This is a genomic window from Intestinimonas sp. UBA1698, from assembly GCF_002320075.1.
Taxonomy (GTDB): Bacteria; Bacillota; Clostridia; order Oscillospirales; family Oscillospiraceae; genus Intestinimonas; species Intestinimonas massiliensis.
Window position 1 is genome coordinate 117,694 of the sequence record NZ_DCJO01000034.1, and the last position, 16,368, is coordinate 134,061.

A 16,368-nucleotide genomic window follows, 5' to 3' on the forward strand; every position below is an offset into this window, starting at 1 on the left:
TTCCTCCTTCCAGACGTTACGCTTCGATGAACTGATCTTTGCCCTCGGCGCACTCGGGACAGACCCAGTCCTCGGGCAGCTTTTCGAACAGGGTGCCGGGGGCGATCTCGGCGTCCTCGTCGCCCAGCTCGGGGATGTACTCATAGCCGCAGCCGCCGCAGACGTACCGCTTGCCGATGGGCTCGGGCTTGGGGGGCTGGGGCCGCTTCATCTTGACCATGGGGGGCGCGGGCTGCTTCTCGCCGCAGTCCAGCGCGGCGGTGAGCAGCGGCAGGATTTCGTTCACATCCCCCACGATGCCGTAGTCGCAGTTCTTGAAGATGGGGGCGCCGGCATTCTTGTTGACAGCCACGATGGTGGAGGCGTCCCGGATGCCCTTCAGGTGCTGGATGGCGCCGGAGATGCCGCAGGCGATGTAGAGGTTCCCGGTAAATTTCTGGCCGGACATGCCCACATAGCGGTCCAGGGGGACGTATTTGAGGGTCTCGGCCACCGGGCGGGAGGAGCCCACTGCGGCGCCGGCGGCCTTGGCCAGGGCCTCAACAAGCTTCATGTTCTTCTTCTCGCCGATGCCCTTGCCCGCGGAGACCACCCGCTCCGCCTGAGGGATGGGGGTGTCCAGGGGGATGCCCACGGCAAAGTCGTGGCCGTCCTTTTTCAGGTGCTCCACCAGAGCGGCCACCTGCTCGGCGGGGGTGCCGTCCCGGAGGATCAGCTTCTTGCGCACCCCGGTGACGGGGGCGGGCTTCTTGGGGCGGCTGGAGGAGCCGCCCTCGCTCTTGGGGGGCTTGCCCAGGATATGGGAGGCGATGACCACCCGCTGGATCTCGTTGGTGCCCTCGTAGATGGTGGTGATCTTGGCGTCGCGGTAGGCCCGCTCCACATCCATTCCCTTCATGAAGCCCGCGCCGCCGTAGATCTGCATGGCGTCGTTGGTGACCTCCAAGGCGATGTCGGAGGCGTACATCTTGGCCATGGCGGCCTCCATGGCGTAGCTCTCATGGTGTTCCTTCAGCTCGGCGGCGGAGTAGACCAGCATCCGGGCGCAGCGCAGCTTGGTGGCCATGTCAGCCAGCTTGAAGGAGATGGCCTGCTGGAAACCCACGGGCTTGCCAAACTGGATGCGCTCCCGGGCGTACTCCAGGGCGTTTTCATAGGCGCCCTGTGCGATCCCCAGCGCCTGGGAGGCGATGCCGATGCGGCCGCCGTCCAGGGTGGACATGGCGATCTTGAAGCCGTCGCCCTCCTTGCCCAGCAGGTTCTCTCGGGGTACCTTCACGTCGTTGAAGATGAGCTCGGCGGTGGAGGAAGAGCGGATGCCCATCTTGTCGTAGTGGTCACCGAATTCGAAGCCCTTCCAGCCCTTTTCCACGATGAAGGCCGAGATGCCCCGGGTGCCGATGTCCGGCGTGGTGACGGCAAAAACCACATAGGTGTCCGCCTTGGGGGCGTTGGTGATGAAGATCTTGCCGCCGTTGAGGACGTAGTGATCCCCCTTGAGGACGGCGGTGGTCTCGGTGCCGCCGGCGTCGGAGCCGGCGTTGGGCTCGGTGAGGCCAAAGGCGCCGATCTTCTCGCCCTTGACCAAGGGCACCAGGTATTTCTGCTTCTGCTCCTCGGTGCCGTAGGCAAAGATGGGCCAGGAACCCAGGGACACGTGGGCGGACAGAATGACGCCGGTGCCGCCGTCCACCCGGGAAAGCTCCTCCACGGCGATGGCGTAGCTCAGCACGTCCAGGCCGGCTCCGCCGTATTCCTTGGGGTAGGGGATGCCCATGAGCCCCAGCTCGGCCAGCTTCTTCACGGCCTCATCCGGGAACTCGTTCTGCTGGTCCAGCAGGAAAGCGATGGGCTTGACCTCGTTTTCCGCAAACTGCCGGACCTTGGCCCGCAGGGCCTCATGCGCGTCTGTGGTCTTGAAAAACATGTGATTGCCTCCTTTGATATAAGATGGGTGGAAGGGAAGGACAGGTGCAGGCGGAGGAGAGACCGGGGTTTACAGATAATTAATAATAAGAATCATTATTTTTCCTGTTTTCATATTAACATAGGGGAATTTAACTGTCAACTACTTTTGGAAAAATTTTCGTGCGGTCAAACGGAAGAAGAGGGCGGCCTCCGATGAGGCCGCCCTCTTTTGATGGACGGATGTATGTGCAAAGGTCAGCTCAGCAGGGTGTTCAGGTCGGCCTCCGGCGTGGTGATGGGGGCGATACCGAACTGCTCCACCAGGTAGTTGAGCACGTTGGGAGAGAGGAAGGCGGGGAGGGAGGGGCCTAGGCGGATGTTGCGGATGCCCAGGTGCAGCAGGGTCAGCAGGATACAGACAGCCTTCTGCTCATACCAGGAGAGCACGTAGGACAGCGGCAGGTCGTTGACGCCGCAGCCAAAGGCGTCGGCCAGGGCCACCGCTACCTGAATGGCGCCGTAGGCGTCGTTGCACTGGCCCATGTCCATGAGGCGGGGCAACCCGCCGATGGAGCCCAGGTCCAGATCGTTGAAGCGGTATTTGCCGCAGGCCAGGGTCAGCACCACCGTGTCGGGGGGCGTCTGGCGGACGAAGTCGGTGTAGTAGTTGCGCCCGGGCTTGGCCCCGTCGCAGCCCGCTACCAGGAAAAAGTGCCGGATGGCGCCGCTTTTCACGGCCTCCACTACCTGGTCGGCCAGGGAGAGGATCGCGCCGTGGCTGAAGCCGGTGACCACCTGGGTGCCGCCGTTGATGCCGGTAAACACCTGGTCCGTGGGATAACCGCCCAGGGCCAGCGCCTTTTCGATGACCGGAGTGAAGTCCTTGTCCTCCCCGATATGGACGACATCGGGGAAGGCCACCACCTCCGTGGTAAAGACCCGGTCGGCGTAGCTGGGCTTGGGGGGCATCAGGCAGTTGGTGGTAAACAGGATGGGGGCGGGCAGGTCAGCAAATTCCTTCTGCTGGTTCTGCCACGCGGTGCCGAAGTTACCCTTCAGATGGGGGTAAGCGTGCAGCCTCGGGTAGGCGTGAGCGGGCAGCATCTCGCCGTGGGTATAGACATGGATCCCTTTGTCCCGTGTCTGCTCCAAAAGCAGCTCCAGGTCCTTCAGATCGTGGCCGGTCACCACGATAAAGGGGCCCTTCTCCACGGTCAGAGGCACCGTGGTGGGCGTGGGGATGCCGTAGCTCCCGGTGTTGGCCCGGTCCAGCAGGGCCATGCACTTCAGGTTGATCTCTCCCACCTTCATGACCACGGGCAGCAACTCCTCCATGCCGGCCTCCCGGTCGCCCACGGCCCGCAGGCCCTCAAAAAAGAAGGCGTCCACCTGCTCGTCCAGGTAGCCCAGCATCCGCGCATGGTAGGCATAGGCCGCCATACCGCGCAGTCCGAAGAGGATGAGGGATTTGAGGGAGCGGACGTCCTCATCCTCCGTCCACAGCCGCAGGGGCTCGCCGGAGGCGGCGCAGTCCGTCCCGGAGGCCCCGGTGCGCAGGGCGTTGACCCGGCTGGTCAGGGTCGCTACGCTCACCCCGTCGAAGCTGACATTGGTCACGGTGGTAAACAGGCCTTCCAGCATAACGCGCCGCTGCTCGTCGCTGGGAGTCTGGCCGGCCAGGTCCAGGGACAGGCCGATCAGTGCCCGGGTGAGGTCATCCTGGGCGTTGGCGACGGCAGCGGTCTTGCCGCAGACGCCTGCCCGGCCGGTGCAGCCTGCGCACCCGGCCGTCTGTTCACACTGGAAGCAAAACATTTCATTTGTCATTGAAATACACTCCTTTAATCTTGAGATGCAGAGGGATTGAAATCCGATCTCTTGTGTTTCTGGCTGTATTATAGTATATTAATTGCAACCAGTCGGTTGATTTTTCAACGGAGATGATTTTTTGGAGCTCTTTTTACCGATTATGAGGACCTCGCCCCTCTTTGCCGGGATGGAGGAGGAGGAGATCCGGGCCATTCTCGGATGCCTGGACGCCCGGGTGGAGCGCTATCCCAAGGGGGCGTATCTGCTCCGGGTGGGCGATACGGTGGAGTCCGTCGGGCTGCTCCTGGCCGGCGGGGCTCTGGTGACCCAGGAGAGCTTTTGGGGGAGCCGCAACATTATGGCGCGCATCGGACCGGGGCAGTTGTTTGCCGAGGCCTTTGCCTGTTCGCCCGGCGCGGTGCTCAACATCGCAGTGGCAGCCGAGGCTCCCTGCACCGTGCTCTTCCTGAACGTCCGGCGCATCCTAACCATGTGTCCCACCACCTGCGCCCACCACAGCCGTATGATCCGCAACCTGCTCTCTGACCTGGCCGGAAAGAACCTGCGCTTTACGGAGAAGCTCACCCACATGGGGCAGCGCACCACCCGGGAAAAGCTGCTGTCCTATCTGTCGGCGGAGGCGCAGCGGTGCGGCGATGCGGAATTTGACATTCCCTATTCCCGGCAGCAACTGGCCGACTACCTCTCGGTGGAACGGAGCGGCCTTTCCGCCGAGCTGTGTCGGATGCGGGATGAGGGGATTCTGGCGTTCCACAAAAACCACTTCCAACTGCTGGCAACGCCATAGAAAAAACCCCTGTAACCGTAGTGTTACTTCTCATAGGTACAATTTGTGAACCATGGGTATAACGCTGGTACGGGACAAACAAAAATCCACGAGTGATCAAACGGATCGCTCGTGGATTTTTTGTTAGGGTATTACCGCATAATTCAACGCGTGCGGATTGGCGCGAGAATTTGTGCCTCAAAAAGGCGCAAAACCGCAGGAATACTTTGTGTATTGCAAGGTATTGCAACGCATTTGTGGGGCAAATTGGCCGCCAAGACGTGTGTGGGGAATTGTGCGGTGATGCCTTAGTTTGGAACCTGTATTCACAAGCGGCTGAGGATGTGCCGCTTCCTGCCCTTCGCTTTTTCCACCGTCTATCCCGCGTTCCTTTGCCACACCGGTCACTTTGACGTTCAGGGAATCAAGGAGCGCATCGCTCGGCTCCGCTTTACGCCCGGCTCGCTCCCGGGATATTTTCACCAGATGCCGCAGGGTCTTCTCCCACAGCCCGCTCAGACGGGTCCGCCGTAGAAGCGGTGTATGGTCGAAAAGGATGGAAACCTTACTGCCTGGCTCGCCTTTTGTGAATACAGGTTCTTAGTTCAGAACGATAGCATTGACTGCTTCGATCAGATCTACCACATCACTGCGAGGTACTAATGCGAAGGTCTCGCCGTCCACCACGGCAAGGCAGTCCTCGCCGTCATGGCGATACAGCTCAATGTCCACCTTGGGGTGATTCTCGTTGTCCAGATGGACAGTCAGGCGGATCTCCTCTTTCCCAGTGGGGTCGTCGGAGAGGAAGTCACTGGAATATTCCGCATCCAGAGTTTCCAGAGCATCCTGGAGGGCGTCGATCGCAACCTCATCCTCCTGATACTTCCAGATGCGCTCATCATCCTTCTCGCCGTCCACGGCGATGGTGTAGTCAGAACCCTCCAGAGTAACGTCGATCTGGTAGATGTCCTCAAAGTCAGCAGGCAGAACCTCGCGGTGGCGCAGCTCGTTGTAGGAAACGGCTCTCAGGCGGTTGCTGTTGTACTCGGAGACCTTATAAACGATTTGGGACTCACCGATACGGACATAGGCGGTGACATCCTCTGCTTCTTCGCCATTCGCCTTGGCCTCCTCAGCGGCAGCCAGTTCTTCGGGGTTGCGGCTGATGGACAGCACAAAGGTATCGGAGCTCTCCTTTCCACCCTCATCCTCGTTGGTGTAGTCCACCGTGACGGTCAATTCAGGCTCGACCAGATTGTAGGACTCCAGTTCCTCCTCCGTGACATGGTAAGTCACATAATCGGTAGGATTAAGGGTGGTAAGGGATTCCAGCCAGTTATCGACCCGATCGGTGTCAAGGGGCAGAATTTCCCCGTCCTTCTCGGTGAAGTAAACATCGTCCGCGCAATAGGTGGCGGCGCTTTCCTCTTCATAAAAGATGGTGTAGTTTTCCGCACCCTCAAACTTGATCTGGGTCACCTGGTCATAGGCCAGGTCTTCGTCATGCTTGATCATGTCCTTCAGCGTGGCATCAAACTGATCCAGCGGGTCAACTTTTGCCAGATACACGTTGCCGTCCCCAATGGAAACATAGCGTTCCTCGTCCATGTTGCTAAAATCGCCCAATTCAATCTCATAGGACTGATCCTCCGTGGCAAAATGGATGGTGCACACAGGATCGTCCAGACCGTACATGCCGTAATCGGTGACTTGTTCAATGACGAAGGACACGCCAAAAGATTCGAATTGCTCCAGCATTTCGTGGATGGTATTCTCATCCACCGGGAATGCCTCATCTTCATCATAGAGCCAGGTCTCGTCCTTATGGAAGGCCAAAGAGGTCTCTCCGTACTCCCAACTCAGGGATTGGACATCATCGCTGGAAACTTGCAGCACGATCTCGCCGGTGGCTTTGATCTGTTCCCTTTCTTCTTTCGTCTGGGTCACCGCAAAGGTGGCGATGCAGGCAACCACCAGAATGCCCAGCATCGCGTAAAGCCGTTTAGACCGTTTCATGTTGCACCTTCTTTCGATTTAGAATGACGCAGATGCCCACACCCAGATAGGTCAGCGGGAACACACCGATCATCAGGACCTTCAGCAAGGAGGAGGTGGAATCGCTGATGGTCAGATAGTTGTAATTGAGGGATTTGCTGCGGATGGCCATGGCCTCGCTCTCGCCGATCAGGTCTGACAGGGCGTTTATAGCCATGTCCATGTTGGCACCGGAGGAATAGGCATTATACCTTTCGTTCAGAAATTCGTCCGAGGTGAACCAGTGAATCTGGCCACCGCTGTTATCATCAATGGAAACGGCCACGGAGAAGGGACCTTCAATGTCACCCTCCTCCCGCTCATAGGTGGAAAAGCTATCTCCGGCCAGTTTGCTGAAAGATTTGCTGAAAGAATTGTACGAGGTCGTAAGCAGTTGCGTAACAGTTCCCTTACTGGTGCTTCCATCCACGGTCAGGCCCAGGGAAATGGGCATGATAGCGTAATAGTTTTCTTCGATCAGAGGATCGGTGATGTGGCTACTGGCCATATCAGGCATCAACACATAAGGGACGCCGAACGCATAGTGTTTCCGGTCATTATCCACTACGATGCCCTCATTGGCGGTAACGCCGTAATCACCCAGCAGGCTGTACAGGTTTTCCAGAATCCCTTCCTTCACAGCGCCTGCCATCACCAGCAGTTTGCCGCCGTCTGCCACATAGTCAGCCAGCATGTCTTTTTCTTCCACGGAGAGATCGCTTTCAGGGGCATAGATCACGATACAGTCGGCCTCCTCGGGGATCTCATCTACCGTCAGCAGGGACAATGTGTTGGTCTCCATGTTTTCCTTTTCAATCTGCTCGGCAAAAGACGCGGGCAGCTCCGCCTCACCATGACCCTCCAGAATATAGACCTGGGGGTATTCCTCGCTGGTCACATAGTCAATGGCGGAAGTAATAGCACCTTCACCGTCGAAGTCAGAGGCATTGTAGGTGCCGGAGTAAATGTTGATTTCACCCAGATAGATGTCATCAATGCCGATATAGCGATGCTTGTCACCGCACTCTACGACCAGGCTGTTGTTCTGGACCACCTCATCGGTGTACTGCTCGGCAAAGGCGGGATACACGTCTGGATTCTTTTTCACCACTGCAATGTGGTCGGACAGGCTCTGGTATTTGCCCAGCAGATTTTCGATGACCGGATCCTCTGCGCCGGACTGGACGATCCAATAGATGCTCACATCCTGCTCCAGGGCGTTGACCACCGCCTTGGTATTGCTGGTAATGGAATAGAGCTGAGAGGAACTGATATCGTATCTGGTCAGATGGGTGGGAAGGGCGGACACAAAGATATTGACGACTACCAGGATGGCCAGCACTACGGCGGTGACAGCCAGAGAGTACGAGCCGCCTTTCGTTGCTTGACGGTTTCGCTCGCTGTTTCCGGAGGATAGGAGGTTTTTCAGTTGATTCATCAATTGTACCTCCGTTTCTCCAGGGACTGGACGGACAGGAACAGGAAGAAGACAATAATGGTCAGGTAATATACAATACCCGTCACGTCAAAGACGCCGTTTACAAATACATAGAACCGCTCAAAGAGGGAAAGGGTGGTCATGATGATGGGCAGCAGCCCTTCAAATTTGGTGTGGTCCACCCAATAGGCGATCAGCATAGCAGCGTACAGGGCAATGCAGATAGTCCATACCATTGGATTGTTTTTAGTCAGATGCTTGATGATAAAGCCCAGGGCAACGATCAGAGCCGCAAGGGCAACCAAGCTGCCGAAGGCGGTGGAAGATACGGATTGAGACAGGCTGACACTGTAATAGTTCAGCAGGATCACTGCAATGCCGATTCCGGCGGCAAATCCCTGATTCTCCGTCAGAGAGGAGATGAACACGCCCAGAGCGATGAGTGCCGCCCCCAGAATGAAAAAGGCCAGAATAGAGCCGTAGGCGGTCAACAGGTACACATCGCCGTACTGGGAGAAGATCAGAGGGTACAGGCTAATGATGGCCAGCGGGATCAAATATACGACCAGCAGGGCCAGATACTTGCCCAGAACGACTTGCGTGGTAGTGATGGGCAGAGAGTAGAGCAGTTGGTCGGTTTTTTGCTTACGTTCTTCCGCAATGACGCGCATGGTCAGAATGGGGACAATGACCACGAAAACCAGACAGCTAAAGCCCAGAACAAACTCGAAGTTACTGACTGCCGCCTGCAGGTTATAGAGAACGGAACCGATGCCGATGAAAAGCAGCAAAAAGGCGCCGAACACATAGGCGGTCAGGGAGCGAAAGTAGGTCCGCAACTCGTGTTTCAATACTGCAATCATGCTTCCTCCACCTCGCTTTCGTGTGTCTCATCATGAGTGGCAACCTGCGTATCAGGCTCCACCTCGGACAGCTCAATGAAAATGTCCTCCAGTGTACCCTTTTTCAGGCTCATCTCCAAGATCACATTTTTGCTCTTCGTAAAGGCCAGAAACACATCACGGGACAGATCGTAAATGTTGTTGTGGTCGGTCTTAATACGGGCGACCGTCCACTTTTCCGCCACGATTCCCGTGGTTACCTCGGTGATATGGTCCACGCTGCTGAGGATCTCGCGCAGTTCGTCCTCTGTCGCATCAGTGGTTAAGGTGATCTCGTTGGACGAGAGCAGCGTCTTTTCCAGCTTCTGCGGGTCATCAAAGGCTACCAGCTTGCCATGAGCGATCATCAGGATCTGGTCACAGATGGCCTGCACCTCGGAGAGAATGTGGGAACTGAAGATAACGGTATGGGTCTTGCCCAGCTCCTTGATAAGGTCACGGATCTCAATGATTTGAATGGGGTCGAGGCCTACGGTGGGCTCGTCCAGAATAATGACCTTGGGATTACCCAACAGCGCCTGGGCGATGCCCACGCGCTGTTGGTACCCCTTGGAGAGGGCGGAGATACGGCGGTGCTTCATATGTTCGATCTTGGTCAGACCGATGACCGTGTCGATCTGCCGGTTCAGCTCCTCGCCCCGCAGCCCCTTGGCCTCACCCACAAAGGTGAGATACTCCAAGGGCGTCTCATTCATATACAGCGGGGGATGCTCCGGCAGATAGCCGATCAGCTTCTTGGCCTTGTCCGGTTCATCGAAGATGTCGTATCCATCAATCCGCACATGGCCCGCCGTTGCCGACAGGCAGCCTGTCATGATGTTCATGGTGGTGGACTTACCTGCGCCATTGGGGCCCAGGAAGCCATAGACGTGGCCCTCTCCGATCTCAAAAGATAGGTCGTCCACAGCCGTGAAATCACCATAACATTTTGTCAAGTGTTCAACTGATATCATAATGGACCTCCTTCATGCTGATTTGCTGTCCGAGTAATTTCTCGTTTGAAAGTCAGACGAAGCACTGATTGATTCATTGTAACATCCGAAACTGAGCCATCTCTGAAATTTTCATTGGCCCGAAACAAAAAGTGGATGCGGACTGCACTCATTCAGCCCGCTCCCACTTTTTATGGTTTTACTGATGTAGTTGGCAATTGAATCAAGAAAGTATTGACGCCATCTTTGCTCTCCGCCCAGATCTTGCCCCGGTGGGCCTGTACGATACCCTCTGCTATGGAGAGGCCCAGGCCGTAGCTGCCCGTCCGCTCCCGGGCGGCGTCGGCCCGGTAGAACCGCTTGAAAATGTTTTTCAGTTCTTGGCCGGACAAGGCCTTGCCCTCGTTTGCCACTGTCAGCAGACAGCTCTTTTTACCTTGCTGCCGCAGTGTCACGCGAGTATGGCCGTGTTCGACGCCGTATTTCTGTGCGTTGTCCAGTAGAATATTCACAACTTGAATCAGATGCGGTTGGCTTCCCTGAACCCAAATGTCATCCTGAACCACGCTGTCCAGTTCCATCCCCTGCTCATAGAAAATAGGAGCAAAGGGCAGGAGGGCATTGGTAACCGTATGGCTTAGATCAACGGCAGAAAACTGCATGGCGCCGATACCCTGATCCACCTGCGCAGAGTTGAGCAGCTTGGTGACCAGATCTTTCATCTGCTGCGAAACCGTCAAAATACTTGCTGTCATTCGTTTCCGCAGTTCCGGATCTTCGACGTTTTCTGCCAGCATCTGAGCGTTGCTGAGGATCACGGTTAGAGGTGTTTTCAGTTCATGGGATGCGTTGGCCACGAACTGACGCTGCTGCTCCCATGCCACCGCCACTGGCTTCACCGCCCAACGTGCCAGCAGGATGCTGATCATCAAAAAGATGATAAAGCTGGCTGCGCCGATAAGCAGGCAATTTTGCAACAGATTGTTAATTGTGTTGATTTCGCTGGACATATCCGCAAACACAATGCACTGCATGGTGGGTGTTACCACCCGGACATAGCGCAGACCATAGTCGGACAATACTCCGGTTTTCTGCACAGAGGACAGGGAGATCAGTTCATTCAGCAAGGCCCGGTCAGTCAGATCGTAATATCCGCCGCCGGAGGCCAGCAACTCTCCGCCGGGGCCAAGCTGGAGCGCGAAATATGGTAGCCGAACGCCGGAAGCGCCTTTGCCGGGAATGCCGAGTTGAAGCGGATCAAGCGCCACGGACTGCATCATTTCAATACTCTCTTTTTCCATGCTAACGCTGGTAAAGTGGAGAACGAGGCCAAAAATCACACAGAGCATAATAGTCACAATGGTCATATTGATACAGACGAATTTGATGCGCAGCCGTTTAATCATGTCTCCGTCACCTCCAGATGATACCCCAACAACCGGATGGACTCGATCTTCAAATTCGAGCCAATGCTTTTCAGTTTCTTTCGCAGGAATCCCACATAGGCCTCTACATTGTTTTCTGTGGCGTTGGACTCATATCCCCACACCTGTGTCAGCAATACGTCCTTGCGGATGCTGCGGCTTTGGAACTGCATCAGGCGGCGCATCACATCAAATTCCTTCTTAGAAAGGCGGATACTGTTTTTCTCTGTACTGAGCATATATCCAGTCAGATCCAGCGTGGTATTTCCGTATCGGAGCATGTCCACCTGATCTCCTTTGCGGCGCAGGAGGGCATTGATGCAGGCCAGCAGCTCCATGTTGTCAAAAGGCTTGGTTAGGTAATAGTCCGCTCCGGCGTTTAATCCTTCAATACGATCCTGCGTTTCACTTTTGGCGGTCAGCATCAGGATAGGCGTTGTGACACGGCGATGACGCACCTGCCTTGCAACCTGATACCCATTGAGTTTGGGCATCATCACATCCATGATGAGTAAGTCGTAAATGCCGGTTTCGGCGTATTCCGTGCCGTCCTCGCCATCATAGACCACTTCCACATCAAAGCCTTTGATTTCCAACAAAGTCTGCAAGGCTTCGGCCAACAACTTATCGTCTTCTATAATCAATATCTTCATTTGGATGCTCCTTGCTTGTCAGAAGATGTATTTTATCGACATTATAGTACATCCGTTGGCTGAAACATCTCTGAAAAAGAAAGTTTTACAAACCGTTCACAAAACTTGGCGTTAGTGTTTCAGAGATGGTTCAGTCCCTCGAGTTATGCTGACAATCGTAAGCAACACATCCATTTCACCACAAAGGAGGAACCCATTTTGAACGGAGTATTGCTTGGCATAATCTTGTGTGCCATTTTTCTGACCGGGATTTTTACCGCCAGTTCCGCTGACACCACGGCAGATGTTTTCCCGTCAGAAGTGCAAACAATAGAAACGGCCACAGCAGATGCAGCTATCTCTACGAATACCGCAATCGAACTGTAAGCCATCTTTGAGAAACACGGAGGTACATTTGGGTAGAAGAAAAAAGATCATTACCAACACCAGCACCGACATTCCCCAGCACTAGATTGAGGCGATAGCCCGCTGCATCTTGCCGGACATTCTCGCTTTTTATGAGAGTGAGGAAGGCCAGCGGGAGTTTGCTGAATGGAAGAAACAAAGGGAAGCGGAGAAGCAGGAGGCCAAAACGGAATAAGGACATAGCAAAGGCGGGGTGTCACCACATTCGGATGACGCCCTGCCTTTTTTGCGTCTATATGGTTTTCTTCTTTTTCCGTGGCCCTCTTGGCTTGGAGGTGGGCTTGCGCTTCACTCCATTGGGAAAATAGGTGTTCTCATAACGGTCAAAGAAAACAGATAATCCGAACCCGTCTCCTATATCCTATAGGAAGCAAGTTCGGATTATCATTGTTTGCCTATGTTTGCCGAAAAAGATGTAGAAGAAAAGCCCTGCGCAAAACCAGACCGGAACCCAGCACAGCAGATCTGGTTTGGACTCGGGTGCGGAACTGGGGCCGTGGCCGTATACTGTCAGAAAACGAGAGATCGGGGGGCGTCCCTGCGGCGGACAACCTTGCTTGCAGGTACAGCGAAACAGCAAACACCACCACACCCTATATCAAGCCGTATGACACCACGGTGGCGCTTTGCGGGGAACCCTCTGCCGCATGCTGTCAAGCGCCGCTTTCCGAAGCCTCTGCCGGACTGGTCGCCCACATGCTTTCCGCTTCCAGCCAGGCGTGGACCGTGTCGAAAATCAGCTTGTCCGGATCGTCCTTGTGGCAGAATCTTGCCCAATACTCCTCGCCGGCGTGGTAAATATGCACCCAAGGAGAATTGTTGTAGAAGTACAGCCATATTCCCATTTCAGGCAGGCAAAGGGTAACCGGATCTCCCTCCAATGTCTCCGCCCCCTCCGGCTTTTCCCCGAAAAACGTCTCTGTAAACTCCTCCGGGCAATAATCCTCCAGCGCCATGACATAGGAGACGTAGTCCGGATCCCCTTTCCCGTCAGGCTCTATGTGCGTCCCGTCGTGATACCAGGAGAACCAAAGCTGCTGTGTATCCGCCATCAGCCCCGCCACGGCGGCGTCCCATTCCGTCCTTCCCGGCGTGTAAGCCTCCGCGTTCAAAACATGAGAGCTTTCGTCCAGGCGAAAACTGAGGAGCATGGCTTCTTGAAGGCACTTTTCTTCTTCGCTGGTCTCGCCCACCACCGTTTGAAGCGTAAACTCATAACTTTGGTTCTCACCGTCCGGGGCGAAAAAGTAGATGTAGTCGGCGCTGCCGGCGGGAGGCGTATAGCCTCCGTCGTCATCGTAATAGTAGTCGAAAGGCGGCTCATAATTTGTCTCGTATTTCCATGCGCCCTGCTGCGCACGATACCATTTGGGGTTATTCACCCCCAAGAACTGCTTGCTGACGGAAAAACTGGCGCAATGGGAAGGCGCGTCCCACGTTCCGGCATTGGTCTCCTCCCAGGCGGCAGGCACATGAATTGTCCACCCGTTCCCATGGTAAAGGATAAACTCCATCTCTTCCCCCATAATCGTTTTCCAGACGGATTCCCGGGGCCAGCGGTATCCTTCCAATTCTTCCGCGGCGGCTTTCTGCATGGAAAGCCGCTCCTTTTCCGCCTGCGCGCGCTCCGCTTCCTGCGCGGCGATTTGGGAGGGACTCATCTCCGCGTCAGGAACCGTTTCCGGACCAGCGCATCCGGCGGTGAGAAGAGCAAGTGCCAGCGCCACCGCAACCGCCCTTGGGAAATACTTGCTTTTAATAGTTTCCATATATTAATAATCTCCGTTTTCTTCTTTTGGAAATATCGGTCAACAACAGACGATTCACCCTTTACTACAATGGTATTTTAGCAAAGATTTGTGCGGCCTGCGAGCTCAAAAATACTTTGAATTTCGGGTTGAGACGGTCTGTTTTTTGCTATAAAAATACAAAAACAGGAGATTCGTCACAGAAAAGGAATTTGCTTTATTTGTCCGCTGCCTGCTGGCTCCCCTATCGGGAACTGTGCCCGCCTTGCTTGCACAGATAGGGCCCGCTTCTAAAAAAATAAAACATTAAAACATTGACGGGAGCCTGTCATTTTTGACAAGATCCCGTCAATGTTTGGTGCGGGCATGGGGACTCGAACCCCAACGCATCACTGCACGAGAACCTAAATCTCGCATGTCTACCAATTCCATCATGCCCGCATGGATGAGCGGCCGACAACGGCACAGAGCAAGACAACCGCTCGGGACAGAAAAGACCGAGATGCACTCAATAAATTTTATTTTAGCATTTGCCGTCAAAAAAGTCAATTGCACAACGGGCCAGAAGTTGGTATAATGGCACCACCAAGCAATGATCGCGGCCCGCCGCACCGCGGCAAGCCGCAGTCGGGAGGAACACCTATGAACCGAACGCCACGGGTAGCAGCGGTCCATGACTTGTCCGGACTGGGCCGGTGCTCGCTGTCTGTGATACTGCCTGTCTTATCCGTCATGGGCATCCAGTGCTGCCCCCTGCCCACCGCAGTGCTGTCCGCCCATACGGCCTTCCCGGCGGCGAAGAGCGCCTCGTTTCTGGATCTGACACCGGAGATGGAGCAGGGTACGCGCCACTGGCGGGAGCTGGGCATGGATTTTGACGCCATCTACAGCGGCTTTTTGGGCTCTGCCCGGCAGATCTCCGTCCTGCGCCAGTTTATCCACGACTTCCGCCGGGAGGATACGCTGGTGTTGGTGGACCCCGTTATGGGGGACCACGGCAAGGTCTACCGTACTTACACCCCGGAAATGTGCCGGCTTATGGGGGAACTCGCGGCGCAGGCCGACCTCATCACCCCCAACGCCACGGAGGCCGCCATCCTGCTGGAGGAGGACTACGCCAACGTGCCCACCACTCAGGCGGGCATGGAGAGCTGGCTGGCCCGGCTGTCCCTGGATGGCCGGCGCTCGGTGGTGATCACCGGTGTGAGCTTCGCGCCCAGCACGGTGGGGGCGGCCTGCCTGGACTGCCGCACCGGAAAGATCCGCTTTGCCGTGGCCCGGCAGGAAAAGGGGCAGTTTTCCGGCACGGGAGATCTCTTCGCCTCGGTGGTGCTGGGCTCCATCCTGCGGGGAGAGCAGCTCCCCATCGCCACCAACCGGGCGGTGGAGTTCGTGCAGTCCTGCGCCTCCAGCACACTGGCCGCCGAGACACCCCTGATTGAAGGGGTTCAGTTTGAACCAAAATTGAAGGAGCTTTTGCGGTAAAGGAGAACGCAAGGGGGCGCGGTCGGATGGCCGCGCCCCCTTGCGTCGATTCAGCCCTGCTTACGCTTCTGCATGTGCCAGCAGATCCGCAGCAGAAGCTGGTCCGGGGCCAGATGAGCCCCCAGATGGGCCAGCTTCATGTCCAGGCCGGGGACGATGACCAGCCGGCCCCGAAGCATCCGGTCGATGGCGTATTCCGCCACAGAGGGGCTGGGCAGGCCGCGGATGCTGAAGCGCACGCCGGCCACGTCGTTGAACTCCGTGCGGACGGGGCCGGGGCAGAGGACGCTGATCTTCACCTGACTGCCAGCCCGGCGGAGTTCCTCGGAGATGGCCTCGGACAGCCGGAGGACATAGGCCTTGGAGGCGTAATAGGAGGAGAGCAGGGGGCCGGGCAGAAAGGCCGCCGAGGAGGCCACGTTCAGGATGTGGCCCTTGTTCCGGCGCTTGAAGTCGGGCAGAAACAGCTTGGTGAGGATGTGGGTACACCGGATGTTGATATCCAGCATCGCCAGCTCCTCCTCCAGGTCGGTCTCATCAAAGGGGCCGAAGAGCCCCCTACCTGCGTTGTTGATCAGAATGTCGAGGTCCTGGTCCTTCACCTGCTCATACAGAGCCCTGCAATTGCCCTTTTGGGCCAGATCCAGGGAGATGGTCTGGACCTGCACGGGAAGGGTACGGCCCAGCTCCTCCAGCCGCTCGGTGCGCCGGGCCACCAGAATCAGATCATAGCCCCGCCGGGCCAGGCCGCGGGCCATGTCCCGGCCAATGCCGGAGCTGGCACCGGTGATCAGTGCTTTCATGGGGATCACTCCTTTTCAAGGGGTAGTATACCACATTTGA

13 protein-coding genes and 1 tRNA gene are annotated in these 16,368 nt (G+C 56.3%); 3 read left to right on the forward strand and 11 right to left on the reverse strand.

The window, feature by feature from the left end:
• Positions 1 to 16: 16 nt before the first annotated feature.
• Positions 17 to 1,927: an acyl-CoA dehydrogenase family protein gene (locus B3H64_RS08565; protein ID WP_094762497.1), complete on the reverse strand. Its 1,911-nt coding sequence runs from the start codon at positions 1,925 to 1,927 to the stop codon at positions 17 to 19.
• A 236-nt stretch (positions 1,928 to 2,163) separates the two neighbouring features.
• A complete protein-coding gene (gene hcp, locus B3H64_RS08570; protein WP_286734448.1) occupies positions 2,164 to 3,735 on the reverse strand; it encodes a hydroxylamine reductase in 1,572 nt (523 codons plus the stop codon).
• Between the two features lie 142 nt (positions 3,736 to 3,877).
• Here hcp and B3H64_RS08575 point away from each other — a divergent pair, with 142 nt between their 5' ends.
• Positions 3,878 to 4,525, forward strand: a complete 648-nt coding sequence (locus B3H64_RS08575; protein WP_050618937.1) for a Crp/Fnr family transcriptional regulator — start codon at positions 3,878 to 3,880, stop codon at positions 4,523 to 4,525.
• 579 nt (positions 4,526 to 5,104) lie between these two features.
• Here the strand turns inward: B3H64_RS08575 and B3H64_RS08580 are convergent.
• From B3H64_RS08580 to B3H64_RS08605, 6 genes are all read right to left on the reverse strand, one after another.
• Positions 5,105 to 6,520 (reverse strand): DUF4340 domain-containing protein, encoded by a 1,416-nt coding sequence (locus B3H64_RS08580; protein ID WP_286734451.1) that lies wholly within the window; start codon positions 6,518 to 6,520, stop codon positions 5,105 to 5,107.
• Positions 6,507 to 7,976, reverse strand: a complete 1,470-nt coding sequence (locus B3H64_RS08585) for a GldG family protein (protein WP_286734452.1) — start codon at positions 7,974 to 7,976, stop codon at positions 6,507 to 6,509. Before B3H64_RS08585 ends, B3H64_RS08580 begins: the two co-directional genes overlap by 14 nt.
• A complete protein-coding gene (locus tag B3H64_RS08590) occupies positions 7,976 to 8,839 on the reverse strand; it encodes an ABC transporter permease (protein WP_050618934.1) in 864 nt (287 codons plus the stop codon). The genes B3H64_RS08585 and B3H64_RS08590 overlap by 1 nt, the downstream gene beginning before the upstream one ends.
• Positions 8,836 to 9,831: an ABC transporter ATP-binding protein gene (locus B3H64_RS08595; RefSeq protein ID WP_286734454.1), complete on the reverse strand. Its 996-nt coding sequence runs from the start codon at positions 9,829 to 9,831 to the stop codon at positions 8,836 to 8,838. The genes B3H64_RS08590 and B3H64_RS08595 overlap by 4 nt, the downstream gene beginning before the upstream one ends.
• A gap of 170 nt (positions 9,832 to 10,001) precedes the next feature.
• Positions 10,002 to 11,216 carry a sensor histidine kinase gene (locus tag B3H64_RS08600; RefSeq protein WP_286734457.1) on the reverse strand — a complete coding sequence of 405 codons (1,215 nt, stop codon included), beginning with the start codon at positions 11,214 to 11,216 and terminating at the stop codon, positions 10,002 to 10,004.
• A complete protein-coding gene (locus B3H64_RS08605; protein ID WP_050618931.1) occupies positions 11,213 to 11,887 on the reverse strand; it encodes a response regulator transcription factor in 675 nt (224 codons plus the stop codon). The genes B3H64_RS08600 and B3H64_RS08605 overlap by 4 nt, the downstream gene beginning before the upstream one ends.
• Positions 11,888 to 12,085: 198 nt before the next feature.
• Here B3H64_RS08605 and B3H64_RS08610 point away from each other — a divergent pair, with 198 nt between their 5' ends.
• On the forward strand, positions 12,086 to 12,253 hold the full coding sequence (locus B3H64_RS08610) for a hypothetical protein (protein ID WP_154666690.1): 168 nt from the start codon (positions 12,086 to 12,088) through the stop codon (positions 12,251 to 12,253).
• 692 nt (positions 12,254 to 12,945) lie between these two features.
• Here B3H64_RS08610 and B3H64_RS08615 read toward each other — a convergent pair.
• Positions 12,946 to 14,061: a hypothetical protein gene (locus B3H64_RS08615; RefSeq protein WP_286734460.1), complete on the reverse strand. Its 1,116-nt coding sequence runs from the start codon at positions 14,059 to 14,061 to the stop codon at positions 12,946 to 12,948.
• A 335-nt stretch (positions 14,062 to 14,396) separates the two neighbouring features.
• Positions 14,397 to 14,481, reverse strand: a tRNA-Leu gene (locus B3H64_RS08620).
• A gap of 201 nt (positions 14,482 to 14,682) precedes the next feature.
• Between B3H64_RS08620 and B3H64_RS08625 the strand changes: the two genes are divergently transcribed.
• Positions 14,683 to 15,525, forward strand: a complete 843-nt coding sequence (locus B3H64_RS08625) for a pyridoxamine kinase (RefSeq protein ID WP_286734462.1) — start codon at positions 14,683 to 14,685, stop codon at positions 15,523 to 15,525.
• 50 nt (positions 15,526 to 15,575) lie between these two features.
• Here B3H64_RS08625 and B3H64_RS08630 read toward each other — a convergent pair whose 3' ends face one another.
• Positions 15,576 to 16,328, reverse strand: a complete 753-nt coding sequence (locus tag B3H64_RS08630; protein WP_050618928.1) for an SDR family NAD(P)-dependent oxidoreductase — start codon at positions 16,326 to 16,328, stop codon at positions 15,576 to 15,578.
• Between the last annotated feature and the right edge of the window lie 40 nt (positions 16,329 to 16,368).